The organism is Nonomuraea sp. NPDC049625, assembly GCF_040675285.1.
GTDB lineage: Bacteria > Actinomycetota > Actinomycetes > Streptosporangiales > Streptosporangiaceae > Nonomuraea > Nonomuraea angiospora_A.
The window spans coordinates 228,484-254,446 of the sequence record NZ_JBFAOQ010000010.1; the positions used below are offsets into that span (position 1 = coordinate 228,484).

Annotated in this window: 29 protein-coding genes and 2 pseudogenes; 14 read left to right on the plus strand and 17 right to left on the minus strand. The window is 69.9% G+C overall.

Annotation, left to right across the window (positions count from 1 at the left end; translation table 11 throughout):
• Positions 1-111: 111 nt before the first annotated feature.
• The 3 genes from AB0J87_RS37970 to AB0J87_RS37980 form a co-directional block, all read right to left on the minus strand.
• Positions 112-969, minus strand: coding sequence for a haloalkane dehalogenase (locus tag AB0J87_RS37970; protein ID WP_363973594.1), 858 nt, complete (start codon positions 967-969; stop codon positions 112-114).
• An 11-nt stretch (positions 970-980) separates the two neighbouring features.
• Positions 981-1,385: a TIGR03618 family F420-dependent PPOX class oxidoreductase gene (locus AB0J87_RS37975; RefSeq protein WP_363973597.1), complete on the minus strand. Its 405-nt coding sequence runs from the start codon at positions 1,383-1,385 to the stop codon at positions 981-983.
• Positions 1,386-1,909: 524 nt separating this feature from the next.
• Entirely contained in the window at positions 1,910-2,809 is a 900-nt protein-coding gene (locus AB0J87_RS37980; protein ID WP_363973600.1) for a helix-turn-helix transcriptional regulator, read from the minus strand.
• 61 nt (positions 2,810-2,870) lie between these two features.
• On the opposite strand from AB0J87_RS37980, the gene AB0J87_RS37985 reads away from it, so the two are divergent.
• Both AB0J87_RS37985 and AB0J87_RS37990 read left to right on the plus strand, forming a co-directional pair.
• Positions 2,871-3,440, plus strand: coding sequence for a cyclophilin-like fold protein (locus AB0J87_RS37985; RefSeq protein WP_363973603.1), 570 nt, complete (start codon positions 2,871-2,873; stop codon positions 3,438-3,440).
• A 60-nt stretch (positions 3,441-3,500) separates the two neighbouring features.
• Positions 3,501-4,517, plus strand: coding sequence for a zinc-dependent alcohol dehydrogenase family protein (locus AB0J87_RS37990; RefSeq protein ID WP_363973606.1), 1,017 nt, complete (start codon positions 3,501-3,503; stop codon positions 4,515-4,517).
• Between the two features lie 27 nt (positions 4,518-4,544).
• On the opposite strand, the gene AB0J87_RS37995 is transcribed toward AB0J87_RS37990, so the two are convergent.
• A complete protein-coding gene (locus tag AB0J87_RS37995) occupies positions 4,545-5,015 on the minus strand; it encodes a hypothetical protein (RefSeq protein ID WP_363973609.1) in 471 nt (156 codons plus the stop codon).
• Positions 5,016-5,243: 228 nt separating this feature from the next.
• Entirely contained in the window at positions 5,244-6,098 is an 855-nt protein-coding gene (locus AB0J87_RS38000) for a helix-turn-helix transcriptional regulator (protein WP_363973612.1), read from the minus strand.
• Positions 6,099-6,218: 120 nt separating this feature from the next.
• Here AB0J87_RS38000 and AB0J87_RS38005 point away from each other — a divergent pair, with 120 nt between their 5' ends.
• Entirely contained in the window at positions 6,219-6,359 is a 141-nt protein-coding gene (locus tag AB0J87_RS38005) for a hypothetical protein (protein WP_363973614.1), read from the plus strand.
• A gap of 339 nt (positions 6,360-6,698) precedes the next feature.
• Here AB0J87_RS38005 and AB0J87_RS38010 read toward each other — a convergent pair whose 3' ends face one another.
• Entirely contained in the window at positions 6,699-7,307 is a 609-nt protein-coding gene (locus AB0J87_RS38010; RefSeq protein ID WP_363973617.1) for an XRE family transcriptional regulator, read from the minus strand.
• Between the two features lie 62 nt (positions 7,308-7,369).
• Here AB0J87_RS38010 and AB0J87_RS38015 point away from each other — a divergent pair, with 62 nt between their 5' ends.
• From AB0J87_RS38015 to AB0J87_RS38025, 3 genes are all read left to right on the plus strand, one after another.
• Positions 7,370-8,239 (plus strand): MBL fold metallo-hydrolase, encoded by an 870-nt coding sequence (locus tag AB0J87_RS38015; protein WP_363973620.1) that lies wholly within the window; start codon positions 7,370-7,372, stop codon positions 8,237-8,239.
• A gap of 257 nt (positions 8,240-8,496) precedes the next feature.
• Positions 8,497-9,303 (plus strand): GyrI-like domain-containing protein, encoded by an 807-nt coding sequence (locus tag AB0J87_RS38020; RefSeq protein ID WP_363973623.1) that lies wholly within the window; start codon positions 8,497-8,499, stop codon positions 9,301-9,303.
• Positions 9,300-10,310, plus strand: coding sequence for a BtrH N-terminal domain-containing protein (locus AB0J87_RS38025; RefSeq protein WP_363973626.1), 1,011 nt, complete (start codon positions 9,300-9,302; stop codon positions 10,308-10,310). Before AB0J87_RS38020 ends, AB0J87_RS38025 begins: the two co-directional genes overlap by 4 nt.
• On the opposite strand, the gene AB0J87_RS38030 is transcribed toward AB0J87_RS38025, so the two are convergent.
• Positions 10,302-11,723: an FAD-dependent oxidoreductase gene (locus AB0J87_RS38030; RefSeq protein WP_363973629.1), complete on the minus strand. Its 1,422-nt coding sequence runs from the start codon at positions 11,721-11,723 to the stop codon at positions 10,302-10,304. The genes AB0J87_RS38025 and AB0J87_RS38030 overlap by 9 nt on opposite strands.
• A gap of 83 nt (positions 11,724-11,806) precedes the next feature.
• On the opposite strand from AB0J87_RS38030, the gene AB0J87_RS38035 reads away from it, so the two are divergent.
• Positions 11,807-12,430, plus strand: coding sequence for a TetR family transcriptional regulator (locus AB0J87_RS38035; RefSeq protein ID WP_363973632.1), 624 nt, complete (start codon positions 11,807-11,809; stop codon positions 12,428-12,430).
• A gap of 31 nt (positions 12,431-12,461) precedes the next feature.
• On the opposite strand, the gene AB0J87_RS38040 is transcribed toward AB0J87_RS38035, so the two are convergent.
• Positions 12,462-13,070 carry a TetR/AcrR family transcriptional regulator gene (locus AB0J87_RS38040; RefSeq protein ID WP_363973635.1) on the minus strand — a complete coding sequence of 203 codons (609 nt, stop codon included), beginning with the start codon at positions 13,068-13,070 and terminating at the stop codon, positions 12,462-12,464.
• Positions 13,071-13,120: 50 nt separating this feature from the next.
• Here AB0J87_RS38040 and AB0J87_RS38045 point away from each other — a divergent pair, with 50 nt between their 5' ends.
• From AB0J87_RS38045 to AB0J87_RS38060, 4 genes are all read left to right on the plus strand, one after another.
• Positions 13,121-14,416: a M14 family zinc carboxypeptidase gene (locus AB0J87_RS38045; RefSeq protein ID WP_363973638.1), complete on the plus strand. Its 1,296-nt coding sequence runs from the start codon at positions 13,121-13,123 to the stop codon at positions 14,414-14,416.
• Positions 14,417-14,430: 14 nt separating this feature from the next.
• On the plus strand, positions 14,431-15,048 hold the full coding sequence (locus AB0J87_RS38050) for a maleylpyruvate isomerase family mycothiol-dependent enzyme (RefSeq protein ID WP_363973641.1): 618 nt from the start codon (positions 14,431-14,433) through the stop codon (positions 15,046-15,048).
• 71 nt (positions 15,049-15,119) lie between these two features.
• Positions 15,120-15,647, plus strand: coding sequence for an aldehyde dehydrogenase family protein (locus AB0J87_RS38055; RefSeq protein WP_363973644.1), 528 nt, complete (start codon positions 15,120-15,122; stop codon positions 15,645-15,647).
• A 90-nt stretch (positions 15,648-15,737) separates the two neighbouring features.
• Positions 15,738-16,532, plus strand: coding sequence for a hypothetical protein (locus tag AB0J87_RS38060; protein ID WP_363973647.1), 795 nt, complete (start codon positions 15,738-15,740; stop codon positions 16,530-16,532).
• A gap of 9 nt (positions 16,533-16,541) precedes the next feature.
• Here AB0J87_RS38060 and AB0J87_RS38065 read toward each other — a convergent pair whose 3' ends face one another.
• Both AB0J87_RS38065 and AB0J87_RS38070 read right to left on the minus strand, forming a co-directional pair.
• Entirely contained in the window at positions 16,542-16,742 is a 201-nt protein-coding gene (locus tag AB0J87_RS38065; RefSeq protein ID WP_363973650.1) for a hypothetical protein, read from the minus strand.
• 23 nt (positions 16,743-16,765) lie between these two features.
• Positions 16,766-16,972: a hypothetical protein gene (locus AB0J87_RS38070; protein WP_363973653.1), complete on the minus strand. Its 207-nt coding sequence runs from the start codon at positions 16,970-16,972 to the stop codon at positions 16,766-16,768.
• A 498-nt stretch (positions 16,973-17,470) separates the two neighbouring features.
• Here AB0J87_RS38070 and AB0J87_RS38075 point away from each other — a divergent pair, with 498 nt between their 5' ends.
• On the plus strand, positions 17,471-18,052 hold the full coding sequence (locus AB0J87_RS38075; protein ID WP_363973656.1) for a hypothetical protein: 582 nt from the start codon (positions 17,471-17,473) through the stop codon (positions 18,050-18,052).
• A 341-nt stretch (positions 18,053-18,393) separates the two neighbouring features.
• Here AB0J87_RS38075 and AB0J87_RS38080 read toward each other — a convergent pair whose 3' ends face one another.
• The 4 genes and pseudogenes from AB0J87_RS38080 to AB0J87_RS38095 form a co-directional block, all read right to left on the minus strand.
• Entirely contained in the window at positions 18,394-18,783 is a 390-nt protein-coding gene (locus AB0J87_RS38080; RefSeq protein WP_363973659.1) for a hypothetical protein, read from the minus strand.
• Positions 18,689-19,300, minus strand: a pseudogene (locus AB0J87_RS38085) (serine hydrolase domain-containing protein). Before AB0J87_RS38085 ends, AB0J87_RS38080 begins: the two are co-directional and overlap by 95 nt.
• Positions 19,279-20,145: pseudogene (locus tag AB0J87_RS38090) on the minus strand (SDR family NAD(P)-dependent oxidoreductase); the annotation flags it as partial. The pseudogenes AB0J87_RS38085 and AB0J87_RS38090, both read right to left, overlap by 22 nt.
• Positions 20,146-20,179: 34 nt before the next feature.
• Positions 20,180-21,091 carry an SDR family oxidoreductase gene (locus tag AB0J87_RS38095; protein WP_363973662.1) on the minus strand — a complete coding sequence of 304 codons (912 nt, stop codon included), beginning with the start codon at positions 21,089-21,091 and terminating at the stop codon, positions 20,180-20,182.
• A gap of 94 nt (positions 21,092-21,185) precedes the next feature.
• Between AB0J87_RS38095 and AB0J87_RS38100 the strand changes: the two genes are divergently transcribed.
• Positions 21,186-21,875 (plus strand): TetR family transcriptional regulator, encoded by a 690-nt coding sequence (locus tag AB0J87_RS38100; protein WP_363973665.1) that lies wholly within the window; start codon positions 21,186-21,188, stop codon positions 21,873-21,875.
• A 102-nt stretch (positions 21,876-21,977) separates the two neighbouring features.
• Here the strand turns inward: AB0J87_RS38100 and AB0J87_RS38105 are convergent, their stop codons facing one another.
• The 3 genes from AB0J87_RS38105 to AB0J87_RS38115 all read right to left on the minus strand — a co-directional run bounded on the left by AB0J87_RS38105 (position 21,978) and on the right by AB0J87_RS38115 (position 24,338).
• Positions 21,978-22,220, minus strand: a complete 243-nt coding sequence (locus AB0J87_RS38105; RefSeq protein ID WP_363973668.1) for a hypothetical protein — start codon at positions 22,218-22,220, stop codon at positions 21,978-21,980.
• A 207-nt stretch (positions 22,221-22,427) separates the two neighbouring features.
• Positions 22,428-23,030 carry a hypothetical protein gene (locus AB0J87_RS38110; RefSeq protein WP_363973670.1) on the minus strand — a complete coding sequence of 201 codons (603 nt, stop codon included), beginning with the start codon at positions 23,028-23,030 and terminating at the stop codon, positions 22,428-22,430.
• Between the two features lie 381 nt (positions 23,031-23,411).
• Positions 23,412-24,338: an aminoglycoside phosphotransferase family protein gene (locus AB0J87_RS38115; RefSeq protein ID WP_363973672.1), complete on the minus strand. Its 927-nt coding sequence runs from the start codon at positions 24,336-24,338 to the stop codon at positions 23,412-23,414.
• Positions 24,339-24,753: 415 nt separating this feature from the next.
• On the opposite strand from AB0J87_RS38115, the gene AB0J87_RS38120 reads away from it, so the two are divergent.
• Complete coding sequence (locus AB0J87_RS38120; RefSeq protein WP_363973674.1) at positions 24,754-25,911, plus strand: hypothetical protein; 1,158 nt, start codon at positions 24,754-24,756, stop codon at positions 25,909-25,911.
• Positions 25,912-25,963 lie beyond the last annotated feature (52 nt).

A 25,963-nucleotide genomic window follows, 5' to 3' on the forward strand; every position in this document is an offset into this window, starting at 1 on the left:
TCGGTGGAGAAGCTGCAGGTGTTCTGGCCCTGGTCCTCCTTGAGGATGTCGGCCTGCACGGTGCCCCTGACCGTGGCCCCCACCACCGCAACCGAACGCCGGCAGTTCGGGCTAGCCCGCCAGTTTGGCCTGCCAGCTCTCGATGTCCGCCGCGATGGCCAGGGGCTGGTCCTCCGGCGTGTGATGCCCGGCGACCTCCTCGTGCTCCACGATCTCCAACGCGGCCACGTTCTTCGCGCACCAGGCGACGGTCTCCGACGTCCACATCGTGCCGATGCCGGGACGGAAGCCGATCATGAGCTTCGGCACCTCGACGCTGGTCGCGAGCCACCGGTCGAACGCCTCGATCCTGGCCACGACGTCGGCCGGCTCCCCGCCCAGCGGCAACGAGCGCGCCCAGCGCAGCTGCGGCAGGCGGCTCTCCCTGGTCGGGTACGGCTGCGTGTACGCGGCCATGTCCTCCTCGGTGAGCGGGGTGGTGACCGTGGTGGGCAGGCCCTGCCTGAGGAAGGCGTCATCGTCGAGGATCATGGACTCGCCCACGCCCTCGGTTTTGATCGCCCGGAACAGGTCGCGGCCGTCCTCGGGGAGCTCGTCCCAGCTCATCGGCTTGACGATGGCCTCGGTGAAGGCGATCCCGCGAACCCGGTCCGGGTGGCGGGAGGCCCAGTCGAAGGCCAGCGCGCCGCCCCAGTCGTGGCCGACCAGCACCACGTCGTCGAGGTCGAGCGCGTCGAACCAGGCCTCCAGGTAGCGGGCGTGGTCGGCGAAGGTGTACTCGATGGCGGGCTTGCCCGACTCGCCCATGCCGATCAGGTCGGGAGCCAGGAGACGGCCGTGCCCGATGGCGGGCATGACGTTGCGCCACAGGTAGGAGGAGGTCGGGTTGCCGTGCAGGAAGACGATCGGCGCGCCGGCGCCGAGCTCCCGGTAGTGCATGGTGGAGTCGAGCACGTTCTGAAAAGGCATGTCGGATCCGTTCAGGTGTTGAGTGTCATGATGCGGTCCACCGCGATCTCGATCACGACCCGGCCTGGCGGCGCGGGCGGCGGCGAACCGTAACGCCGGAGGTAGCGGCGGGCGGCCTCGGCCACCCGGCGCGGATCGTCGGACACCGTCGCGGTGCCCTCAAGGGTGACCCAGCGGAACCCGTCGACCTGGCAGAGCGCGGCGCGGCCGCCCCGTACCAGGTTGCGGGCCTTGCGCGAGGCGGCGACGGTCAGCACGCGGGCCATTTCCCGCTCGCCGTCCCAGGTGAAGCGCACCGCCACCACGTGCGGGGACCCGTCGGGCCGCAGGGTCGTCAGCGTGGCCACGCGGGGTTCGGCCAGGAAGGACTCCACCGAGCCGGTCGGGCTCGTGGTGAGGGCTCCACGCGGTCCCATCAGCGGAAGCCGTTCGGCCGGCTCCCGACGCCCCGAGAGGACAGCAGGATCACCCTACGGATCCCGCCTGCCTCGGCGGCCGTGACAACGATCATAATTCTGCCTCACATAGTTAGTGAGTTGACTGACTCACTTATGAACCATAGTGGGCGAAGAGAGCGGATGGAACCTCCCAGCCCCAAGCAGTGGGCGCGGCCGAGGCGATGTTCGAGCGGGAGTTCACCACGGCCACGATGCAGCGCCTGCCGCCCGCGTTGCAGGAGTTGATCGCTGCATCCGACCCGGACCCGGACGGTGAGGAGGTCAGCAGCGCATCGGCCTGCCGGAGATGCGGTTCGAAGGGACCTCGGGGAAGGTCGTGGAGGCCTGGCGGGCGCGGGCGCTGCGGATGTGTCCGTCCGACTTCGCCGCTGCCCCGAGGCGATCCGGTGGACGCTGCTGGACGGTGATGATCCGGATCGTGCTGCGCGATCCGTCCTGGCAAAAGCGGCTGAGCCCGCACCCGCCGATCGGGCGCTTGTGCGTCAGGTGCGCTCGACGTCCGGGTGGTCGGTGTCCTGGGGCCGGTCGGTGTGCTCGTGTGTGGCGGCCCAGGAGGCGAGCAGGCGGAGCGCGTCCTCGGACGGGGAGCCGGGTTCGGCTGCATAGATCGTCATGGACAGGTCGGGCTCGGCGCGCAGGTCCATGCTTTCGTAGGTGAGGGTGAGGTCGCCGACGATGTGGTGGCGGAAGTGTTTGACGCCGGTGCCGTGGGTGCGGACATTGTGGGCTCCCCAGCGGTAACGGAAGTCGTCGCTACGGGTGGAGAGTTCGCCGACCAGGTCGTGCAGGATCTTGTCGTGCGGGTCTTTGCCGGCGGCGGTGCGCAGGTTGGCCACGGTCATGTCGGCGGCCAGGTCCCAGTCGGGGTAGAAGCGGCGGGCCGCGCTGTCGAGGAAGGTGAAGCGGGCGAAGTTCGGCGGCCGGGTGGGATCGGCGTAGAGGTCGCTGTACATGGCCCGCCCCAGGTGGTTGGCGGCCAGCAGATCCGATCGGTTGTTGCCGATGATCGCCGGGGCGGTGGTGATGGCGTCGAGCATCCATTGCAGCCCGGGACGTGCCGTCGGCTGCTTGGGACGGCGCCGGCGCAGGATGGCGTTGCTGCCGTCGGCCTCGTGTGCGAGGCGGAGCAGGTGAGCGCGTTCGGCGTCGTCCAGCTGCAGGGCGCGGGCGATCGCGTCGAGGACGCCGGCCGAGACTCCGGCCAGGGAGCCGCGTTCGAGCTTGGCGTAGTACTCCACGCTCATCCCGGCCAGGGCGGCGACCTCGCTGCGCCGTAGTCCGGGGACGCGGCGCTGGCCGGCGACGGGCAGGCCCGCCTGCCCAGGGGTGATCTTGGCGCGTCGTGAGGTGAGGAACTCGCGCACATCGGACCGGTTGTCCATGACATGACGGTACGCCAGCCTCCGGGCAGGTTGGGATGTACTGGTAGTACATCCATCAGGAGTGACTTTCTCGTTCCTGGGCTGCTCGGTTGTGCTGGATGCCATGACCGATGCCGTGACCGTCGCCGCCTGGACCCGCTGCCTGGCCCGTGCTCTGCTGGCCGCCCCGCTGGCCGCCGTCCTGGCCGGGTGCGCGCTCCCGGCGAACCCGCATATCTCCGGGCCGCTGTCGACCACGGCGGGCGTCACTTCGGGAATGGCAACGGTACTGCGGTTCGGCGACCAGGCCGTCACCGCGACCCTGACCGACACGCCGCCGTCACGGCAGTTCGCCGCGATGCTGCCGTTGACCCTGCAGTTGACGGACGCGTGGGGACAGGCAAAGGCAGGGCGGCTGCCGCGCGCGCTCACGGCCCAGGGCGGTGCTCCGGTTCACGATCCCACCCCGGGCGAGATCTACTTCTGGCCCTCGAGCGGAGTGATCGCCGTCTACTACGACGATCTCGGCCAGGTGGTCCCTGATCCGGGCCTGGTCCGCCTCGGCGTCGTCAAGGCCGGCTTGGACAGGCTCGCCGCAGCGGGCAAGCAGATCACGGTCCGGATCGAGCCGGCCGCCGCGACCGGCCCTTGACCTGTCCGTTCCGAACCGGCGGCCGTCTCCGTCACCGCCTATCGAGGAAGTGCTCTTCTCATGCATGTTGCTGTCATGACCGCTCCCGGACAGGTCCTGGTCGAGGACCGTCCCGAACCGCAGATCATCGAGCCGACCGATGCGATCGTCCGCTTGTCGGCGACTTGCATCTGCGGCTCGGACCTGTGGCCGTATCGGGGCGTGGAGAAACTGGACGGGCCGCGGCCGATGGGCCATGAGTACGCCGACATCGTCGAGGAGGTCGGATCCGCGGTCACCGCGGTGCGGCCCGGCCAGTTCGTGGTGGGCTCGTTCGTCACCTCCGACAACACCTGCGAGATCTGCCGGGCCGGCTACCACAGCTCCTGCATCCACCGTCAGGGCGTCAGCGGCGCCCAAGCCCAGTTCATGCGCGTCCCTCTCGCCGACGGCACGCTGATCGCCACGCCCGACGTCCCCTCGGACGACCTGATCCCCGGCTTCCTGGCCGCCTCCGACGTGCTGGGCACCGGCTGGTTCGCCGCGGTGGCCGCCGCGGCCGGCCCGGGCAAGACCGTCGCGGTCGTCGGTGACGGCGCCGTCGGGCTGCTCGGCGTACTGGCGGCCAGGCAACTCGGCGCCGAACGCATCATCGCGATGAGCCGCCACGAGGCCCGCCAGAACCTCGCCCTCGCCTACGGTGCCACCGACATCGTCACCGAGCGCGGAGAGGAAGGCGTCACCCGGATCAAGGACCTCACGGACGGGCTCGGCGCCCACAGCGTCATCGAGGCCGTCGGCACCCAGGAGTCGATGATGCAGGCCATCGGCTCCACCCGGCCTGGCGGGCACGTCGGCTACGTCGGCGTCACCCACGACGTGCATCTGCCCGGCATGGGCCTGTTCTTCTCCCACGTGCACCTGCACGGCGGCCCCGCCCCGGTGCGCCGCTTCCTGCCCGAGCTGATGCAGCTCATCTGGGAGCGGCAGATCGACCCGGGCAGAGTGTTCGACCTCAGCCTCCCGCTCGACCGGGCTGCTGACGGCTACCGGGCGATGGACGAGCGCCGTGCCATCAAGGTGCTGCTGCACCCGTAAGCCCGGCGACACCGCCCGCCCCGCCGTTCACCGGCCGGGAGCGATCGACGCAGCGAACACATGGAAGGAACAGCGTGACCGGCACGCCCACGAACACCAGTCCGGCAGCCCTCTCGCCTCCCTCGGCTTCATGGTGTTCGGCCACCTCGGCGGCCGGCTGGCCGAACGCTGGTCGGAGCGGAAAATCCTGGCGATCGGACTGGGCATGTGCTCGGCCGGCGCGGCCGGGCTGCTGGCCGCCGCCGTGCTGCACCTGCCTCTGACCGCCGTCATCCTGTCGCTGTCGGCGATGATCCTCGCCCGGAGGTTGTACTTGGGGATGCCTGTCGAGTCGTTGGGGATGTCCAGACCCCGGAAGTCCTCGGTGGTGAGTCCTGGGTAGACGCAGTTCGCGTCGATCTGCCAGATGTCCAGGATCGCGCCTGGCAGCGGCTCACCCGAGGTGGACCGCACCGTTCCCGAGACGATCAGCGGGTCGCCCGGCTCGTCGGGGCGCATCGGCAGCACGGCGGGGCTTTCCAGCAGAGGGGCGCCCCGGCGGCCGCTGCTTCGAAGACTGCAACGAGGCCGAGCCACTGCGCCCGGACAACCTCCACGGAGGCGTCGCCGCCTACACACAAGACCCCGACCAGGCAGCACGCCTCTGGCAGGTCTCCACCGACCTGCTCGCCGGCGCGTGAACGCCCGACTCGACCCAGTCGTCCCGTCAGGATGAAACGGCGGCCCTCATCGATGACTGCGGTGGGCGGTCTCCGGGCCGACGACGCGGAGGAGCTCGAGAGCCTCGATGCTCTTGGATCCGGGCGGCGGCGTGAAGAGGCGCAGGCGCTGGTCCGCGGCCTGCGTCTGCAGCATCTCGTAGTCGAATTCGACGGGCCCGATGGACGGATGCATGACGCGCAGCCGGCTTTCGCGGCGTACGGCGACCTCGTGCCGCTGCCAGAGGGCGGTGAACTCCTCGCTCGCCGCCTCGAGCCGGTCGATCAGGGAACTGGAGGAGTGATCGTAACCGCGGCGCGTCGCGGCGGCACGCAGGTCCGCGACGTGCAGGCGGCTCAGGCGGTCGTGTTCCTCGGTGGGGTACGGCTCGCGCACGAACGGGTCGGTGAACCAGCGCCACACGATGTTCCGGTCCGGTTCTTCGATCGTGCACACGCACCCGAACAGGGCCTCGGCCAGGGGGTTCTGCGCGAGCAGATCGCCGAGGTCGGTGAGGAGCTGGGCGGGCGTGTCGCCCAGCCGGTCGAGCAGGTAGAGCAGGCCGGGACGGACGTGATTTCCGGCGCGCGCCCCTTCGGGCGGTCGGTGGCCCGCCAGCAGGTAAAGGTGATCTCTTTCGTCCTCGGTCAACCGCAATGCCCGGGCGAGCGCGCTCAGTAGCTGGGCCGACGGCTGGGAGCTGCGTGCCTGTTCGAGCCGCATCACGTAGTCGGCCGACACCCCGGCCAGCTGGGCCACCTCTTCGCGGCGCAGGCCGGACGTGCGGCGCCGCGGTCCGGCGGCCAGGCCGACCTCCTGCGGCTGGAGCCGCTCGCGGGAACGGCGAAGGAAGTCCGCCAGCTTGGCCCGGTCCATCTTCATGCCATCCATCCTCGGTGCCTCGGCCCACTGCTTCTGCCGCGCGCTAGGAGAGCCGATCCTTGGGAGATTCGCTCCTCTCCTCATCGCCGCACGCTCCTGAACGACGGGAGCGAGGCCGCGGTGGAACTGCTCGCCGCCGTGCTCTCCGATCTGGGGGAGAGGCCCGCGGCCGTGGAGAACTCCCGCGAGCAGGCCGTAGCCATCCGCGTCGCTCCTGCTGTGATCGTGTTGTTCCGCAGATTGTTGATCATTCGTCGGTGACGAGGTGCTTGAGCGGGCCGTGATCTTGGTGGGCTCCCTCCTGGGGAATCGTCGTGGTGTGGCCGGAAGGGTTGCAATGTGCAGTATGTCGTGGCCGGTGAGCAGGACCAGGTGACCGTCGGCGAGCAGGGCGGCCAGGTGCGGGAGCACCCGGGCGGTCAGGTCGTGTTCAGCCTGGTTGGTGGCGCCGGAAGCGGGCCAGAGTGGATCGTCGGCCGCCTCGGCGCCCTCGCAGGCGATGGCCGCGAGCGGAGCTGCTCGCAAGTCGGCTCTCCCGAAGAATGCCGTGAGGTTGGCGATGCCCAGCCGGCTTTGTCCAGGCCCGCAAGCTGCGGCCGATCAGGTTCTGCGCGAGATGACCATGATGTATTCGCAGGGAGCGTTCGTTCGGTTGGCGAAGCCGTGGTCCGCGTCGGCCTGGAAGAACAGGGAGTCGCCGGTGTTCAGGGTCTCGCTGATCCCGCCGATCGCGACGGTGAGGGTGCCTTCGAGCACCACGAGTTGTTTCTCCGTACCCGGCGGATACGCGGGCAGCAGCCCGGTAGAGACCTGCGCGGGGAGGTAGTGGACGACCATCTCGGCCCCTCCCGCGCCCGGGGCCGCTGACACCATGTGCCGCTCGAAGCCGGTTTCCGGGTCACGGAAAACGGGGCGATCGTTCTTGCGCATGACAATGGCCACACCAGACGCGGCAGCAGCCGGCGCACCGATCAGCTCCGAGAGCGACGCGTCGAGCGCGTGGGCGATCCTGGACGCGACGCCGATCGTCGGGCTCTTCTCACCGCGTTCGACCTTGGACAGCATCGCCCGGCTGACCGACGACTGTGTGGACAGCTGCTCCAGCGTCAGGCCCGCCTCCTCGCGGCGTCGCCGCACGTTACCGCCGAACGCGCCGGCCAGGTCGTCTCCGTGCTGCGGTTCGGCCGCGTTTCCGTCCTGCTCGACCACCGTGCTCCTCGATCGATGGGTACTTCGCTGCCCACAGTGTAGGGTAATCTCCTAAAGAAGATTTGTTCTTCTATCGGAGACAAGCGATGTGCGCCCAACACGACGGAGGATCCATGCGTTTGATCTCGAGTGGCCGCCACCACGCCACGTTCGAATTCGGCGATCTGCAGGTGATCTCGCTGCGAGACGGGTACATCGACATGCCGCCGACACGGCTCCGCGACGAGGAGGGGCGCACGCTCGATGAGCTGCCAGCCGCCGTCCCGCTGGCCGGCGACAACTTGCGGCTGTCGGTCAACGCCTTCTTCGTCACCGACGGCACGCGGTCGGTTCTCATCGACACCGGCGCGTCCAACGCCTGGCACGACCCCACCATGGGATTGATCTACGACGCGCTCGACGAAGCGGGAATCGACCGCGCGCAGGTCACCGATGTGGCCATCACCCACAAGCACGAAGACCACGTGAGCGGCCTGATCGCGCCGGACGGTTCAGAGGCGTTCGCCAAACTCGAGCGCGTGTGGATCGGCGCGGGCGACACCTCGGTGTTCACGGGGCGGCTCGAGCCGATCCGCGACCGGGTCGTACCCGTGTCGGAGAAGGTCGCGATCAACGACTGGATCACCGCGATCCCGACACCGGGCCACACACCCGGTCACACCGTCTACGACGTCAGGAGCGGCACCGGCCACCTTCTCGCCTGGGGCGACACCGTTCACGTTCCCACGCTCCAATTCGATCAGCCGAACGTGTCCTGGGAGCTCGACGGCAACCAGTCCCAGGCCCGCGCCGCGCGAGCGGCCCTGCTCGAACAACTGACCCAACCACACCACTTCGTAGCCGGCGCCCACCTCGACTCACCCGGCATCGCCCGCGTAACCCCCTCCGGCGACGGTTATGCGCTGGAATACCTCGCACCGCCGATCGGCTGATCGAGCCTGTCGGCTCCGGGCCGCGCTCGCGCTGGCGGCCAAGGAGGGCAAGCTCGTCTGGCTCGGCTGGTCGCCCACGAACTCGACCACCTGGACGGCCGCCTCTACATCGGCCGCATGCGCGACGGCCTCCAGCCCATCCCGGTCGAGGAATACCGCGGCATCGGCCAGCCGTCTACCCGCCGTGCGGCCGCCGTCGCGGGTCCAACGGGTACGGCGTTGGACTCTCCCACCGTGGGAGAGTCCACCATGGTGACGTGCAAGGCGAACTTCTCACCATCGGGCGCTTCGCCCGCCTCTGCCGGCTCAGCGTCAAGCAGCTACGGCACTACGACGAGACGGGGCTGCTGGCCCCGGTTCACGTGGACGCCGGCTCCGGCTACCGCTATTACGCGCCTGAGCAGGCACGCGATGCCCTGACCATCGCCCTGCTGCGCGAAATGGACCTTCCCCTGGCCGTGATCGCCCAGGCCCTGGCCGCCGAGCCCGAGTCCAGGGCGCAGATCCTGCGCGCTGAGCGGGACCGGCTGGCCGAACGGATCAGCAGGGACCAGGCGCGGCTGAAGATGCTGGAGCGGCTGGCGGAGGGTGGCCTGCCCGGCTATGAGGTGACGATGGGCAGGGAGCCGGAACGACGGCTGGCGGTGGCGCGCGCGGTCTGCGCCCCTGCGGAGATCGGGGAGACGTTCGAGGAGTGCGTGAGCCGACTGCTGCCCGTGCTCGGCAAGGCGGGGATCGCGTGGGAGCCGCCGCTGTGGGCGCTGTACCCGCTGGATCTGGAAAAGCGGATGGAGATCGCCGTCGGAGCGCAGACACCGCAGGGGGAAGAGGCGCCCGGCCTGGAGTTCGTGGTGCTACCCGGCGGACCCGTGGCCGAGACCATACACATCGGGCCCTACGCCCAGCTGCCCTTGGCCTACAACGCGCTCTTCGCCGCCATCCACGAGCGCGGGCTGCGTCCGAAAGCGCCCGTACGTGAGGCCTATCTCGTCGGGCCGGCAGAGGCCCCGCAAGAAGAACTGATGACCCGGTTGATCATCCCCATCCAGGAGAGCAAGGCATGACGAAGGTGAAAGACGTCGACACCCGCGGTACACAGCACTGCGAGACGACGGCTCTGGGGGTGCTGCTGCGGCACCAGGGACTTGATCTGTCCGAGCCCATGCTCTTCGGCCTCGGCTCCGGCCTGTCCTTCATCTACTGGGACAGCAAGAACATGGACTTCCCCTTCCTCGGGGGCCGGGTCAAGCCTTTCGACCTCACCAGGAACCTGGCCGCCAGGCTCGGACTGGAGCTCGTGGTCCAGGAGACCAGCTCCCCCCGTAAGGCATGGGAGAACGTGGCGGCGCCCATCGACGCCGGCCGCCCCGTCGGGCTGCAGCTCGACAGCTACCACCTGGAGTACTTCAGGTCGAAGGTGCACTTCGGCGGTCACGTCGTCGCCATGTACGGCTACGACGACCACGACGCCTACCTGGTGGACACCGACCAGCAAGGCGGAGCGGTGTCCACCAGCCTGACCACGCTCGCCCAGGCCAGGGCCGCGCGCGGCCCGATGACCGCCAAGCACCGGTCCTTCACCCTCACGGCCCCGAGGAACCTGCCTTCCCCGCAGGCCCAGATCATTCCCGCCATCACGGCCTGCGCCGACGCCTTCCTCAACCCGCCCATCGCCAACGTGGGGCACCGCGGCATCGACAAGGCCGGCAAGCTGGTACGCACCTGGCTCCAGCGGACCGACGACCCGCGGCGGGACCTGCCGCAGGCCGCCCTGCTGATGGAGAAGGCCGGCACCGGCGGCGCCCTGTTCCGCAATCTCTACCGCGACTTCCTCGCCGAATGCGTCCACCTGCTCGACAGCGGCCACCTGCGTACCGGCCACGAGCTGTACGCCGAGGCAGCCACCCTGTGGACGGAAGCCGCGGCGCTGATCACCAAGGCCGGCGAATCAGGCGAGGGGCAGTACCTCGTCCAGGCGGGCACCGTCCTGAGCGATCTTTCCCGCATAGAACGCGAGGCCATGCGGGCGCTGAGCCGCCTGGGGAGTGAGACCCATGCGGCCCTACGTTAGGAGGGACCAGCACGGGTTCCCGACGAGGGCGTCCAGGTCGGGGTCCGTGTCCGCCGCCCAGGCCGCGTAGCCGTCGGGGCGGACCAGGATCGCGCCGGGCAGGCCGTCCACCGGCCGGCCGCGCGTGGCACCGAGGTCGGGCGGGAGGATCCCGGCCAGGTCGAGCAGGACGGGCCGGCCGGCCAGGAACAGCGACGGGTCCAGGCCGGCGACCCGGTGACCGACCAGCGGGTGGTCGCCGGGCAGGTCGTAGGAGTGCGACAGCCCCGACATCAGGCCCGCCAGGTGTCTGTTGGCCTCGGGCAGGCGCATCAGGTCGGTGAAGACCTTGCGCAGCTCGACGGCGTCCGCGTCGGGCCGGGGGGTCGCGAAGACTCGCTGCGCCTGGGTGATGTGCAGGACCCAGGCCCCGGCCGGGTGCCGCTCGGCGTGGTAGGTGTCCAAGAGGTCCGTCGAGGCCCGGCCCCGCAGTACGGCGGCCAGCTTCCAGCCCAGGTTGAAGGCGTCCTGAACGCCCAGGTTCAGGCCCTGCCCGCCGAAGGGCGGGTGGATGTGCGCGGCGTCGCCGGCGAAGAACACGTTGCCCACCCGGTAACTGTCGATCTGCCGGGTGGCGTCGCTGAACCGTGAGGCGTTGTCCACGGCGGCCAGCACGGTCTGCTCGCCGTACACGACACGCAGCAGTTCGGCGATCTCCTCGAACGTGACCGGCTTGTCCTTGGCCGCCTCCTCCTCGCCCGCCGCCCCGCCGGTGAACCGGTAGCGGCCGCCGCCCAGCGGCACCAGCATCACCCAGTGGTCGTCGACCTCGCGCGTGAGCGTGCTGATGTGCCCGATCGTCTTCGGCACGAGGTCGGACACCGACGACAGCCGCACGTCGGCCAGCACCGCCGTGTACGTTCCCGGCCTGCCGGGGAACGGCACGCCGAGCAGCTTCCTGACCGTACTGTGCCCGCCGTCGCAGGCCACCAGGTAGCGGGCCTCGATCCGCCGGTCGCCGGCCGTCACGACCACGCCGTCGTCCGACTGCTCGACCGCCGTCACCGCGCTCTCGCGCAGCACCTTGACCCCCAGCGTCGTGGCGCGCTCCTCCAGCACCGCCTCGATCTCCCCCTGCGGGATCGAGAGCGGGTACGGGTGCGCGGTGTCCCACGCCGTGCAGTCGAGCGGCACGGGCAGCATCGCGAAGTGCCCGCCCGCCGGCTCGCGTGAAAGCGCCCTGGCCTGCATCGGCTCCAGCAGGCCGCGCAGCTCGAGCAGCTCCTGTGTGCGCGGCTGGATCGCGCCGCCCTTGGTCTGCTCGATCCGGTACGGCAGGCGCTCCACCACCAGGACGTCCACGCCGGCCAGAGCCAGCTCGCAGGCCAGGGCCAGCCCGGTGGGTCCGGCGCCCGCCACGATCACTTCGGTCATCGTTCCTCCCGAAATCTCGACCGAGTGCAAATATATACCCGACGCTATAAACGTACGAGTGCAGATTTTGATACCGTGGAGACATGACAGGGCTGCGCGAACGCAAACGGGCACGGACCCATGCCGCCATCTCGGAAGCCGCCATCTCGCTCTTCCTTGAGCGCGGGTTCGACCAGGTGTCGGTGGCGGAGGTGGCGGAGGCCGCCGAAGTGTCGAAGCGGACCCTGTTCGCCTACTTCCCCGCCAAGGAGGAGCTCGTCGTCCACCGCTTCGCCGACCACGAGACCGAGGCGGCCCGCGTGGTGCGCGCCCGCCCGCCGGGGGTCGGGCCGCTGGCCGCCCTCCGCGACCATTTCCTGGACGGCCTGCGCGACCGCGACCCGATCACCGGCCTCAACGACGTCCCGGAGATCCTCGCGCTCATCCGCATGATCTCGGATACTCCGGCGCTGCGGGCGAGGGCGACCCGCTTTCAGGAGGGTTCGGAACGGGCGCTCGCGGAGGCGCTCCAGGACGTTGACGGCGTCCCCGCCCTGACCGCGCGCGTGGCGGCCGCCCAGGTGGTGGGCGTGCACTGGCTGTTGTCGATGGACAACTCCGGGGCGCTGGCCGGCGGCCAGTCCGCCGACGAGCGCTATCCGCAGGCGGTCGCCGACGCCGAGCACGCCTTCGCGTTGCTGTCCGAGGGCCTGGCCGGGCACGTATAGCGGGCCGACCGCTGCGTGTGCTGCGGGCAGGTCAAGGCGGTCCGAGCACGTCCGGCGCGACCAGGGCGTGAGCGGCGGCGGCGAAGTACTGCTCGGGTGCCGCGTGCGTCAGGCCCAGGATGACGCCCTGACTGAGGCCGACCATGAGCGCGCGCAGCGCCGTGGCCAGGCGTTGCGCCTGCCGCGGCGTCAGCGCGTTCCCGTCGTGGATCCTTCCGGACAGCAGCGCCGTCAGTCGCTCCTCGTGCGCCCGTACGGAGGCGGCGAGCCTGGGCTGGAGCTCGGGGTCGCGCAGGGCCAGGTCCTGCAGGCTGATCTCGAACGACAGCTGGCGCAGCGCGTCGGGGTCGTCGCACAGGCTCCGGTAGTGGCGGGCGAAGACCTCCACCGCCTCGATGAGGCCCATGCCGGCGGGGACGGCCTGCTCGATGCCGTCGTAGTGCGGCGCGAGGCAGTCGGTGACCAGGGCGACGAGCAGTCCGTTCTTGCTGCCGAACAACGAGTAGACGGCGCCGGTGGTCAGGCCCGCCTGCTCGGCGATCTCCTCCAGCTTGGCCCGGTGGCCGTCGCGGGCGACGACCAGCCGCGCGGCCTCCAGCAGGGCCCGCCGGTTGTGCTCCTTGGCCTCGGCCCTTGTCATTCTCATAATTCTATTATTACCGTAATCTCGTTATGAATGTTGCTGAGCACATGAGACACATCCCCGGCTGCGCCGCGTACCCGACCGTCGACGCGCTCCAGGCCGAGCTGGACAAGCTGACCGCCGCCCACCCCGACCAGATACGGTCGCGCCGCATCGGCGCCTCGCGGCTGGGCGACCCGCTGCACGCCGTGACGGTCGGCGACGGCCCGGCGGACGCGGTGGTCATCGCCGGACCGCATCCCAACGAGCCGGTCGGCGCCCTGACCGCCCTCGCGCTGGTCGAGCTGCTCTGCCGCGACCAGCGGCTGCGGACGGAGCTGGGCTTTCGCTGGCACGTCGTCGCGTGCGCGGATCCGGACGGAGCCAGGCTGAACGAGGGCTGGTACGGCAGGCCCGGCGACCGCCGCGCCTACGCGGAGCACTTCTACCGCCCCGGTCTGGCCGATCAGGTCGAGTGGACCTTCCCGCTGGCCGGTGCGGACTACTCCTTCGACCGTCCGCTGCCGGAGACGGCCGCGCTGATGCGCCTCATGGACGAGGTACGTCCGTCGCTGGTCTGCTCGCTGCACAACGGCGAGTACCAGGGCGCGTTCTTCTACCTCAACCGCCGCGATGCGACGCTGGCCGAACGGCTGGCCGCCCTGCCCGGCCTGGAAGGCATCGGACTGCACCACGGAGAGCCGGAGCTGCCCGGCGCCGAACCGATCGTTCCCGCCGTCTACCTGACCCCGCCCGGCTCGCAGGTGGGACAGGCTTTCGGCGCGGGCGGCAGCAGTGCCGACTACGCGGCCGCCTTCGGCGCACTCCACCTGGTCACGGAGGTGCCGACCTGGGCCGACGAACGCGTGGCCGACCAGAGCCCCAGCGGCCGCCCGTACCGGGAGATCCTGGCCGGGGGAGCGGTGGCCCGGCGCGAGGTGATCGACACGATGCGGGCGGGCATGCGGGCCGTCGCCGGCGACCTGATCGTGCGCTCGCCGTTCCGCCGCTCGACCGAGAGCACGCTGGCGACCTTCCGCAAACTCGGCGAACTCGAAGAGACCGTGCCCGATCAGGACCGCACGGCGACGGTCGCCGAGGAGTTCGGCAACCGTCAGGCGCTGCACCTGATGCGGCTGCGGCTGCTCGGGACATTCCTGCGCGCGCTCGACGCGGAGATCGCCGCGGGCAACCTGACGCCGGCCATCCGCGAGCAGCGCCGCCTGCTCGCCGGGCGCTTCGAGACGTGGTACGGCCAGGCCGAGGCCGACCCTCCCGGCCCGCCGATCGAACTGCGCAAACTGGTCGCCGTCCAGCTGGGCGCCCTCCTGACCGCCGCCGCGCACACGGCACCGAACCGTTGAGGAAGAGCACCACCATGGATATCAAGACCGCGATCGCCTCCGAACGCCGGGAACTGGCGCAGCTGCTGCAGGACCTGCCGCCCGCCAGGTGGGACGAGCCGACTTTGTGCGCCGGATGGCGCGTGCGCGAGGTCGCCGCACATATGTCGCTGGGATTCCGTTACCCGCTGCCCAGGATGGTGCTGGAGCTGGTCAAGGCGTACGGCGACGTCAACCGGATGGCCGACCGGCGGGCCCGTGAGGACGCGGCCCGCCTGTCCACGGCCGAACTGGCCGGCGCCATCCGGGACAACGCCCACCACCCCTGGAAGCCGCCGGTCGGCGGCATCACGGCGGCTCTGGGCCACGACGTCATCCACGGCCTGGACATCACCGTCGCCCTCGGCATCGACCGCCGCGTCCAGGAAGACCGCCTTCGCCTTCTCCTGGAGGCCGTCACCCCTCGAACAGCGAAGTTCTTCGGCGCCGACCTCGACGGCGTCGAGCTACGCGCCGACGACCTGGAATGGTCCTTCGGCACCGGCGTCCCGCTGACCGGCGCCGCGCAGGACCTCCTCCTGGTCGCATACGGCCGCAAGCTGCCACCCGGACATCTCCACGGGCAGGCGAGCGACCGGTACGTCGCCGCCTGAGCGAACAAGCACGATGGGCGTCCGGCGCCGCGGCGGCGGACGCCAGCCCCACCATCACCTGGGAGCCAACGATGAACCTGCCCGAAGCCGCACCGACCCGGATGCTGCTGGACGGGCAGTGGACCGGCGGCGCCGGCACCTTCCCCGTCCTCAACCCCTCGGCCGGCGAACCGATCACCCACGTGCCGCGCGCCTCCACCGACGACGTCGCCCGCGCTATCGACGCGGCCGCGCGGGCCCAGGCCGAATGGGCCGCACGCCCACCCCGCGAGCGCGCCGAGGTACTGCGCCGCGCCTTCGAACTGACGGTCGCGCACCAGGACGAGGACGCCCTCGTCATGGCCCTGGAGATGGGCAAGACCCTCAAGGACGCCCACAGCGAGGAGACGGTGTTCCCCGGACGAGTGAGCAGGTCACGGGCGTGTCGAACCTGCTCGGCGGTCATCGCCGGCGGGCGTCCCAGGCGCTGGCCACGGGCGCGGGCGGCGGCCAGTCCCTCGTGCGTGCCTTCCATGATGAGTTCGCCCCCGACGCTGCCCGGCAGAATCGGCCGGGAATTATCGACCGGAGGTGTCGGATCCGCGCCACGTCGTTCGTAGCCAGGGTGAGAGGCCGCCCACCAGGGGCGCTGCCACGACCACAGGAGATGCCGACCGATGCAGCAGCACCCAGAAGCCAAGATCCACCGCATGTTCGAACTCGTCGAGCCGATCGCCACCGTCACCTTCTCCGAGGTGGCCAACGAGGCGTTCCTGGCCGTCGGCATGCGCAACTACTGGGACGGATACTTCGCCGGCCGGGCGGCGCCGCTGGGCCTGGCACCGGCCGAGGTGGTGCACGCGGTCTTCTACAACTTCGCCGACGGCGAGGTGGCGCGCCACATCCCCTGGGTGTGGGGGAAGATCAGCCCGCAGGAGGCGATCGCCGTGCGCGAACGGGGCAGCGCCGCCGCCCTGCGGCAAGGGATCGGCGAACTCGCCGACTCCCTCGCTCTGGTGCGGATCGCCGACCTCGCCACCCGAGCAGCGCTCAGCGCACCGGCCGGGGGCCGAGTGCTGTACGCCGGGCTACGGGCGCTCGACGTGCCCGAGGAGCCGGTGGCCAGGCTGTGGCACGCGGCGACGCTGCTGCGCGAGCACCGCGGGGACGGCCACAACGCCGCCCTTCTCGCCCACGGCATCGGCGGCACCGAGTCCCATGTCCTCATGGCGCTTTCCCTCGGGATGCGGGCGGAGGAGTTCGGCCGGATCCACCACCTGCCCAAGACACGGCTGGCCGCCGTCGTCGACGGGCTGCGCGGCCGCGGCCTCGTGGATGCCGCCGGCCGGTTCACCCACGCCGGCCGGGAGATCAGGCAGCGGATCGAGGAGCTCACCGATGAGCTGGCAGCCCCGGCGTACGACGTGCTCAGCGCGGACGAGCTCGACGAACTGGCCGCGGGGCTCGAGCCGATCGCCGCCGCGGTACAGGCCGTCGACGACTGAGCGGGCGCATCAGGCGACGGCCACGACCCCAGCCCGACCTTCGAGCGGGGTGGACAAGTTGTCGGCCAGGTGCCGGAGCACCGTGGCCTCCAGCTCGTATGCGGCGGCCGCGGTCAGGACCGCGAACATCAACCGGCCGGGCGGTGGCCATGTCGTGGCGCGCGCCGGAACTGTCACCGGCATCATGCCGACGGCCACTGCCGTCGGCACGGCCTGGTCAGCTTGTGGTCTGGTCAGCTTGCGGCCTGCTCGCCGCAGAACGCCGTCTTGACGAGCCCGTTCAGCAGCTCGGGATAAGTGGTGAGGTCGAATGCGGCGTCGCCGGCGGTGAGCGAGGCGGTCAGGGTCTTGGCGCCGTCGGGCGAGCTGTACATCAGCGCCGCGTAGCCCGCCGGAGGGCTGCCGTTGTGGTTGAGAACGGTGCCGCAGCCAGAGCCCACGTCCCTTGTCCGGGTTGGCCGGCTCGATCACGTTGAGAAATTCCCTGGCGTTGTTCTCCATCGGGGTGCCGCCCATGAGCAGGCGTCGCCGTGCTCGGGCGACGAGGGCGGCGGTGCAGGAGCTCTTTGTCATACAGGCCAGTGACCTTGACGTGGCTGGGCAGCGCTTCCCATACGGTGCGCCGCGCCCCCGAAGCCCCGCAAACTCGCCGAACCGACCCAGAACGGGCCTTGTACCGGCTCGACCGGTCTCCATGAACGTCGGAGCGGTTCAGTGAGCCCCGGTCTCCCCGCCCTGTGGGCCACCCCCGCGGAACCACCGCAACAGCGGCACCGGAGGGCCGTTCAGTCCTCTGCACCGTTCCCAAGAAATCCATCTGGAAATAGTTCGTTCCACCAAAGAATAGGGTCTGGCGTGGCTTCTCTTTGTGATCTACCTTTCGGGCAAATGATCAACGTGGTCGCCCGACGCGCGACCCTCGAGAAGGGTAGGGCTCCATGGCCCGGACGATTGCGCGGATTGCCGCTATCGGCACACTCTTCATCGCCAGCCTCACCATTACCCCCACGACCGGCGCGTGGGCGGCGTCCGCCTGCTCCTCGCCGCAGGAGAAGACCTTCTCGCTGCCCGGAAAGCCGGACGTGTGGGTGGGCGCCGAAATGTGCATCTACACCAGGGGTACGGGCAACAATCAGAAAACGGGCATGCTCAGCATCAACTGGTCAGGGTCGTTCCTGGGCGGCAAGCGGTTCGACAAGTTCATCGCGGAGGCACGCGTCGAGCGCAACGACATCATCTACGGGAACGAGCAGTGCGACTGGACGAGCGATCTCAACAGCATCAGCGACTCCGAGGGCGTGATGTGGGACTGCTACGCGTACTACAGCTCGTCTCTCAACGGCGGGTGGACCGCCGACGGGAGGATCATCTACAACATCAACAACGACGGCAAGGGCGACTACGTCTGGAACCTCACCGGCTCACCCCGGGTCGCCATAGCGCCGGACGGCACTGAGACCCTGGAGCCCTCGGCCGAGGCGCCTTCGGTCGAAGAGGCACCCGACGATCCGACCTCCTGAGCCCGAACCGGGTGGCCCGAAGGCCCTCACCTCCGGGCCACCCCACCGTAGTGTTCGGGCCTGTCAGGGAAGCGGCTTGGCGGGCCGCAGGAAGGCTCAGTTGGGATGCCACACTGGCAGGGACCAGTGATCGAGTGATCTGTGTTCCTGCCTGATCGCCTGAGAGGTGTCACTGTTCGTGGTCACCGGGGGCGTCCAGGGGCTTCCGGCTACGGTGGCGAGTCGGGTGGCGGTGTCTCCGCCGTAGCCGAGCATGCGGGCGACCGCGGGCGCGGGGGTCTGCAGGACGAGCCGGCGGATCGCGGCCGAGCGTCCTGGTCCGGCGAGGATGCCGAGCTTGCTCAGGCGTGACTGGATGGTCGTGGGGTCAGCGGTTGTCCGCCGCGGCGGCCGGGGAACAGCCAGCGGCTGTCCCGGTTGGTTGCCGTGGTGGTGTTCGGTCTGGTCTGCGTGTAGTTGAGCAGGAGTCCGGCGAAGGGTTCGGGGACGGGTGAGGGCGGATCCCCGAGGCGGAGGAGGACCTGGTCGCCGTCGCGGGTGAGGTCGTCGAGGGTGAGCCGGAGGATGCGGCTAATGGGCTGGGCGTAGAGCAGGACGAGCAGGGCGATGATCCGGTCGCGCTCGGGGATGCTCTCGTCACTGAGGGCCTTGCGAATCAGGGCGAGTCGTTGCCGCTGGCTGATCGGCGCTGGGTTGAGGGTGCCGCGGGTCGGGATGATCAGTTTGGGCATGTGACCGGTGGTCGTGCACCAGCGTAGGAACGCCTGGGCGGGTCGCGTGGCATCCGGCCGCGGTCCCGGGAGTCCACCAGGGTGCCTGGCCGGCCAGCCGGGCGGTGGAGGTCGGCAGGTCGTAGACGTCGGTGATGGTGATGGGTTGTTCCCAGGCGGAGACGCCGGAGGTGTGGCCCAGGATGTGCCGGATGAGGATGCCGTCCTTGCCGTTTGCGGCGAACTCGGGTCAGTAGGTGGCCACCGGCGCGTCGAGGTCGATGGTGCCGCGGTCGGCGAGGACCAGGACGGCGAGCGCGGTCACGATCTTTGTGGTGGAGAAGACGTTGACGATGGTGTCGCTGGTCCAGGGGGAGGTGCGCTCGGGGTCGCGGTGGCCGCCCCACAGGTCGATGACGGTCTCGCCGTCGACGTCCAGGGCGATCGCGGCGCCCACCTCGTCGCCGTTGCCGAGCGCTTCGGCGAAGGTGTCGCGGACGGCGTCGAATCCGGTTTTCACGCTTCCTTGTGGTTGCATCGGGTCTCCTTGCTGGCCTCGGTGGTGGCCATCGGTTTCGGGATCGGTCGGGGTCGTGCGCTGTCGTCGCGGGGCGCGGCCGGAGGCGGCAGGCGACGAACGCGCCGCCTCCGGGCCGGGGGTCGCTGCTGGTCGAGCAGCTTCTCCGACAGCTCCCACAGGCGGGCGGCGGCGTCAGGGTCGGCGGCGTGCGGGGCGAGGCCGTCCGGGTTCGCCCCGGACTTCTCGATGACGTTGGAATCGGCGAAGTAGCCGCCGGTGACGCCCTCCAGCAGCGGGGAGGCCGCGAGCAGGGTCTGGGTGGCGGCGTCCTGCTCGACCGTCTTCCACGGTGTTGCGTCAACGATCTGCTGGAACTCGGGAGTGATCTCGACGTGCCGCAGCAGGCCGGTGTCGTAGATCGCGCCGGGCTCGATCGCGTTCACCGTGATCTTGTCGCCGGCCCATCGCTTGGCGGCCTCGATTGCGAAGAGGATGTTCGCGGTCTTGGACTGCCCGTATGCCTGCCACGGGTCGTAGGGGCGGTTGTCGTAGTGGATGTCGTCGAAGACGATCCCGGAAGCCTGATGGGTGGCCGAGCTGACCACGACGACGCGGGCACCGCCGGCCGCGGCGAGGACGTCATGCAGGCCTGTGGTGAGGGCGAAGTGGCCGAGGTGGTTGGTCGCGAACTGCTGCTCCCACCCTTGGGGGGTGCGGGTCAGCTCGGGCAGCGCCATGATCCCGGCGTTGTTGACCAGGATGTGCAGCGGCCCCTGCCAGGCGGCGACGAACGCGTCGATGCTGGCGCGGTCGTCCAGGTCGAGCCTGCGGGCTGATGAGGGCCACCTTGCCGAAGAGAGATGACATTTCTGGTGGTGCCTTTCGTCTGGTGGGTGATCAGAGGCCGGCGGGCAGGGCGGCGCCGGTCAGGCGTTCGGCCTCGGCCCACAATCGGGCGGCGACGTCGCGGTCGAGGCCCTTCTTCGTGGGCCGTGCGATGGCAGGGGCACCGATCAGCCCCCAGCGGGGGCCGTAGTAGCCCCCCTGCGTCACGCCGGGCGCGGTCGCGGCGTACAGCATCGGGTCGGCGCCGGCCTCCGCGCTGTGCTGCGGGGTGATCTTCAACGCGATGCGGAACAGCAGGCTCGGCTCACCCCCGAGCCTCGGACCGGAGTCGGCGATGTTGGTGGCCGCGTTACCGGGATGCGCCCCGGCTGACAGCAGCGGCCAGCCACGCTCGGTCGCGAGGCGGGCCAGGTGCCGGCTCAGCAGCAGGTCCGCCAGCTTGGAGCGCCCGTACGCCCCGGTCGGGTCGTAGCTCTTCTCCCAGTTCAGGTCGTCGAAGTCGATGTCGCCGCGGGCGGCCATGCCGCTGCTCATGGTCACCACGCGCGGGGCGGGCGCATTCAGCAGCAGCGGCAGCAGCCACACGGTCAGGGCGAACGGGCCGAGGAAGTTGCTGCCCAGCTGCAGCTCGAAGCCGTCGACGGTCTCGTGCCGTACCGGGGGGAACATGACCCCGGCGTTGTTGAGCAGGATGTCGAGCGGGCGTCCGTCGGCGATGAGGCCGTCGGCGAACTCCTTGACCGAGGCGAGGTCGGCCAGGTCGATCCGCCGCACGTGCACCTCTGCTGCCGGGTGGGCGCTGAGGATCTCGGTGCGCGCCTGCTCGCCCTTGGCGACGGTGCGCACCGCCATGATCACCCGCGCGCCGGCCGCGGCCAGCTTGGTCGCGGCCGCCTTGCCGGTTCCGCTGTTCGCGCCGGTCACCACGGCGAGTTTTCCCTGCTGGGGAGGGACCTGGTACATGACGCACCTCTTAAGTACTGCCGGTTTCTTGTCTCTAGAGGTTAACGCACCACTGGTATCTTCGCAAAATACCATCGGTATGTAAGATGGGCCCGTGAACTTCAAGCGCGCCCGCAACGAGGAGCAGCGGACCGAACGACGCCTGCAGATCTTGGAGACCGCGGCCGCGATGCTGGCCGAGATGCCGGTCGCGAAGCTGAGCCTGAACGAACTGAGCCGGCGCGTCGGCCTGGCCAAGGTCAATGTGCTGCGCTACTTCGACTCACGCGAGGCGGTCCTGCTCCAGCTACTGGACACCGAAATCCAAGACTGGATCGCCGAGCTGGAGCGGTCGTTTCACCCCAACGAGGGCACGCCGCGAGAGCGCGGTGACCGGCTGGCCGAGATTCTGGCCGAGTCGATGGCGCAGCGGCCGGTGCTGTGCGACCTGATCAGCGCGCAGGCCGCAGTGCTGGAGCACAACATCTCCACCGAGGTCGCCATCCGGCACAAGTACGCCGCCAAGCACTCCATGCAGGCGCTGGTCCAGCTGGTCCTGCGGCACGTGCCCGAACTCGGCGCCCACGGCGCGCCCCGGGTGGTGGAAGTGACCCTGCTGATGGCCACCGCCGCCTGGCCCTGCGGCCGGCCATCAGAGGCGATGCTGGCCGCCTACGCCTCCGACCCGGCCCTGGCCGCCATGCGACTCGACTTCACCAAAGTGATGCGCCGGACGGTAGAGGTGACCATCTCCGGGCTCCTCACCCGTCAGAAAGAGCCGACGAGCGCGAGCCCGCGTCCCTGAGCACCGGCAGACGTCACCAAGGGATGCGCCGGGCTGGACGCAGGCCGAAGATCAAGCTCCCGGGCCCAGTGGGCGTTGAAGACACCCATTCACTCCTGCTGCTCAGCCCTTTTCGTTGTCCGTAGGCATCTCGGAGAGGTCCCAACCGTGCTTGGCCGCGAGAGGGCCGAGTACGGCGCGCAGCGGGGCGGTGCGGGCGGCGGCGTCAGGTCCGCTGATGCCGATCGTGATGGTCGCCTCAGTGCTCTGGTAGGCGGTGCGGCGGCGCTCGGCCGCAGTGCGGACAGCGGCGTGGATCCGGCCGCGCAGACGCGTCGCTTTGGCCGGATCGGCCGCGCGGTCCAAGGCCGCTGATCGTGAGAAAGCACATGCCGGGATCAGGGTCCGGGCCCGCAGTGGGAGCGGCGTCGTGCAGGGCGGCGCGCAGCCGGGCCCGCTCGGCGTTACTCAGCGGCCGCCGGCCCAGTAAGTCGGGCCAGCCGTCCGGCCGGGCCGGCACCGTGTAGGCCAGCCCGATCTCGGCCGGGCTGCCGCTCGCGTCGCTCACCGGGTCTACTGCCCCGGCTCAGCATCGAGGGCGGCGACCTCGCGCAGCTCGCGTAGGCGTCCGTGCAGGTCCGGGCGTTGGAAGGGGTAGGAGCCGTGGGAATTGATGTGCTCGGTGCCGGGCTTGCGGGCGGCCATCACCTTCGCCAAGCTGCGCAGCGCGGCGAGCACCCGGGCGCCGGCCTCGGTGCAGCCCCACGGGATCACCGCGGCCAGCAGCTCGATGAACGGCCGCACCGTGGCGTACCGATCGAGCAGCGCGGACCGCCACTCGTCCTCACCGTCGTCATCATCCTCGGCCGGCGGCAGCAGCGCCCGCACCGTCTCCACCGCGGCCGCCAGGCCCGCACGCGAGATCACCTGCTCCACCGCCGCCATCAGCTCCGGGACCGCCTCATCACCCAGGCGTTCCCGCAGCACCACCGCCCACGCCGCCGCCATCCGCGCGGCCGCCGTCTTCAGCCGCGGGAAGGTCTTCAGCTTCTCCCTGTCACTCTTGCGGACCGCGCCCGACAACAGCTTCGTCGACATCAGCAGATCGAACAGCAGCAGCGCATCGTCCACCGACGAGCCCTCCAACTCCCGCACGGTCGCCACCAGCGTCGCCACCCGCCGGAACGTGACGATCGACTTCGTGCACGTTCTGGGGAAGTTGTGGGCTGGGGCCTGGAATCTGCATCGTCTCGGCGACCCTGCCGCCGAAGACCGGGCCGCCGCTCAGGCCCTGGCCCTGCTCGCCGGGCACCTCGGCCAGGTCGTCGCCGCCCTGGACGCTCAGGCTGCCGCGCCGCCGGGGCGAGATCGACGCCTGCTTCCGCTACCTGGCCGGCCATACGGTGTTCCTGCGCAACGACCAGGCCCTGACGAAGGGGTGGCCGATCGCCACCGGCATGATCGAGGGCGCCTGCGGCCACCTGATCGATGACCAACGCGTCCACCATGCCCGCTACCGGGGAGGAGCGCGACCTCACCGCTTGATCACCCCAATGCTCATTCTCGCCGGCGCAGCAGTGCCGTAGCGATGGCGACCTGGGTAGGTTCGAGCGTGGCCTTACCGTCTTCGATATCCCACAGTGCGTTCTGCAGCACGCGGCCGAGACTCCAGCCGACTGCCCGCCTCCGGTCGAGATCGAGGACCTCGGTCAGCAGGTCAAAGCGGCGCAGCACCGCGCGAGCCACATCGCCGCTGGCCTCCACCGCCTCCCACCGGTTGTCCAGTGCCGGCAGCAACTCGAACCCCGGATCGCCCGCCAGAGGTTCGGGGTCGATGGCCAGCCAGGGTTCCCGTTCCCCGGCCAGAACGTTGTCGTAGTGCAGATCCCAATGCAAAAGGCGATCGCCGGGCTCGCCGACCAACTCGGCCACGGTGGACGCGCAGGTGCGCACCAGCCGCTGCTCGCCAGGGTCGCGCAGTGCCGACACGGCCTGCGGGACCTGCTCGAGCATGGCCGCGGCGATGTCGGACAACCGTCGCAGATCCCTTGGGGCAGGAACCGAGGTCAAGCGGGCCATCAGCTCGGCCAGGATCTGCACGGCCGCGTCATCGTCGGTCACCGAGGATAGCGGCCGGGCCGCGTCCAGGCGTTCCAGCAACTGCGTGCCGCTTTGCTCGTCATAGTCGAGCAGGCGCACAATGCCGTCGCCTTGCCACGCCCGCAGCCCGGGGGCGGTGCCGGCGGTCTCCTCCCGGAGCTGCTGAAGCTTGAGGACGGCGGGTGTCCCGTCGGACTGAAGTACGGGCAGGACCAGCGAGGCCATGCCGTACGCGGTCGGGCCGTCCGGCCGCAGCCGCCAGCGGTCCAGGAACTCGCCGCCGAGGCGAGGCAAATCGGCGAGCCAAGCGCGCGCCTCGGCACCGTTCGCGCCATAAGACGCGGCGAACAGGTCGGGAACGTCGATGGAGGTCGACGTGTTCATGAATGGCATCTCCTTCGTGGGTCCAGGGTCGATCTGCGACGAACGAAGGAGGTGACGGAGGGGCCCGATTACCGGGCAGGCGTCAAAGCATGCACCTACCCTACCCGGACGCGATCACATCTGACCGTTGGTGACCCCGGCCGACTACTCCCTCAGGAGGAACTGCACCCACGCCGGAACGTGCAGCGGGGCGCCCAGGAGCTCGGCCAAGTCGGGGGCTGGAACCCCTCGACCACCAGATGCGTGCTGAATGACCTTCCTGCGGGGTGAGCGTGTCCCGCTCAGTGAGCATTCGGTATTCCTCGACGACTGGGCCGCATCCTCCACGAAGCTTTCGCCCGAGGGGTGGACCCGCTTCACCTGTCCCCGGCACTCGTGGCTGCGACCGTCGGTCCTGCCTGGAAGAGTGCACCTCATGCGCGACGACGAGCTGGACGAGTTGAAGCAAATCCTTCGCCGTGATGACGGTCTCGATCACGTTCGGACTTCGGCGGTGGACCTTGCCCGTTGGCTCGTGGACCACCTCGGCGACGAGCAGGCCACCACAGCCCATGCCCTGCGGACTCAGCACAAGGACGACTGGGACGAATGCTGGGCCACCCGGGCGCGGATCAAGGAGGACGTCAGCCGGCGGCTGGAGAAAGCGGACGACGCCGCCCTGAGCGCCGCGGCGCTCTGCGTGGTGTTGTGGCCAGAGGACCCTTACGCGGATTTCGACGACATAGTGAAACGCGCCACCAGGCGGCGTCTGGGCTGGACTGCCGAGCAGGCGAGCGTCTTGTGGCGTCTGGCCGCCGCCGACCAGAAGCGGGGCTTTCGATGGGTCACATGCGTCAAGCTGGCCTTGGCCTCGCTCAAAGGGCTCGGAGAGCCGGAGCTTCGAGAGCTTGCTCCGTTGCTACGCGCCGTTGAGGAGACGCTGCCATCCGCGTGGGGGATCCGTGGCGCCGACCGTGCTCGCCTGCCTCAGGCCATGCGGTCCTACCTGGCGCTGGCCGACGGGCCGCCGACGGCTTTGCCCGACTCGGTGCTCGTGCCCCGCGATCGATGGGCAGGGGACCTGAGGCAGTGGCTCGGTGTCGAACCGATGCCGCACCTGGTCCAGCTGATCATTCATCTGGCCACCCTGGCGTCGGGTCTTCCGACGGTCGCGTGGCGGCGGACGTGCATGGACCTGGCGCTCCGAGAGGGCAGCCGGGAGTTCGGCCGACGAGCGCTGGCCGGGCTGCTGGAGTGCGGTCCCACCACGATGCGGCGCCACGGAAAGCAGCAACAGGTGCTACTGGACGAGCGCAACGACGATCTGGCGAGAGGCGTCGTCTGGATGGCGGCGCTGACTGAGGGGCCCGCAGCGGTGACGGCACTGGAGGCGGTGGTGTTGCGGACTTCGTACGACACCTTCGCCTACTTTCCCGAGCCCAAGGTGGCCACGGCGGCGGTGCGCGCCCTGGGGGCCATCCCCGGCCCGCAGGCACCCGCGGCGCTGCGACGGTTGCTGACGAGAATCCACCACGCGGGAGATCGCAAGCAGATCGAGGCAGCGCTCAACGCCTCAGCGGCGCTTGTCCCGTGACGTGCGGTTGAGCGAGGTGGCTCTCTGACCCGGACAGGACCTTGGCGAGGAG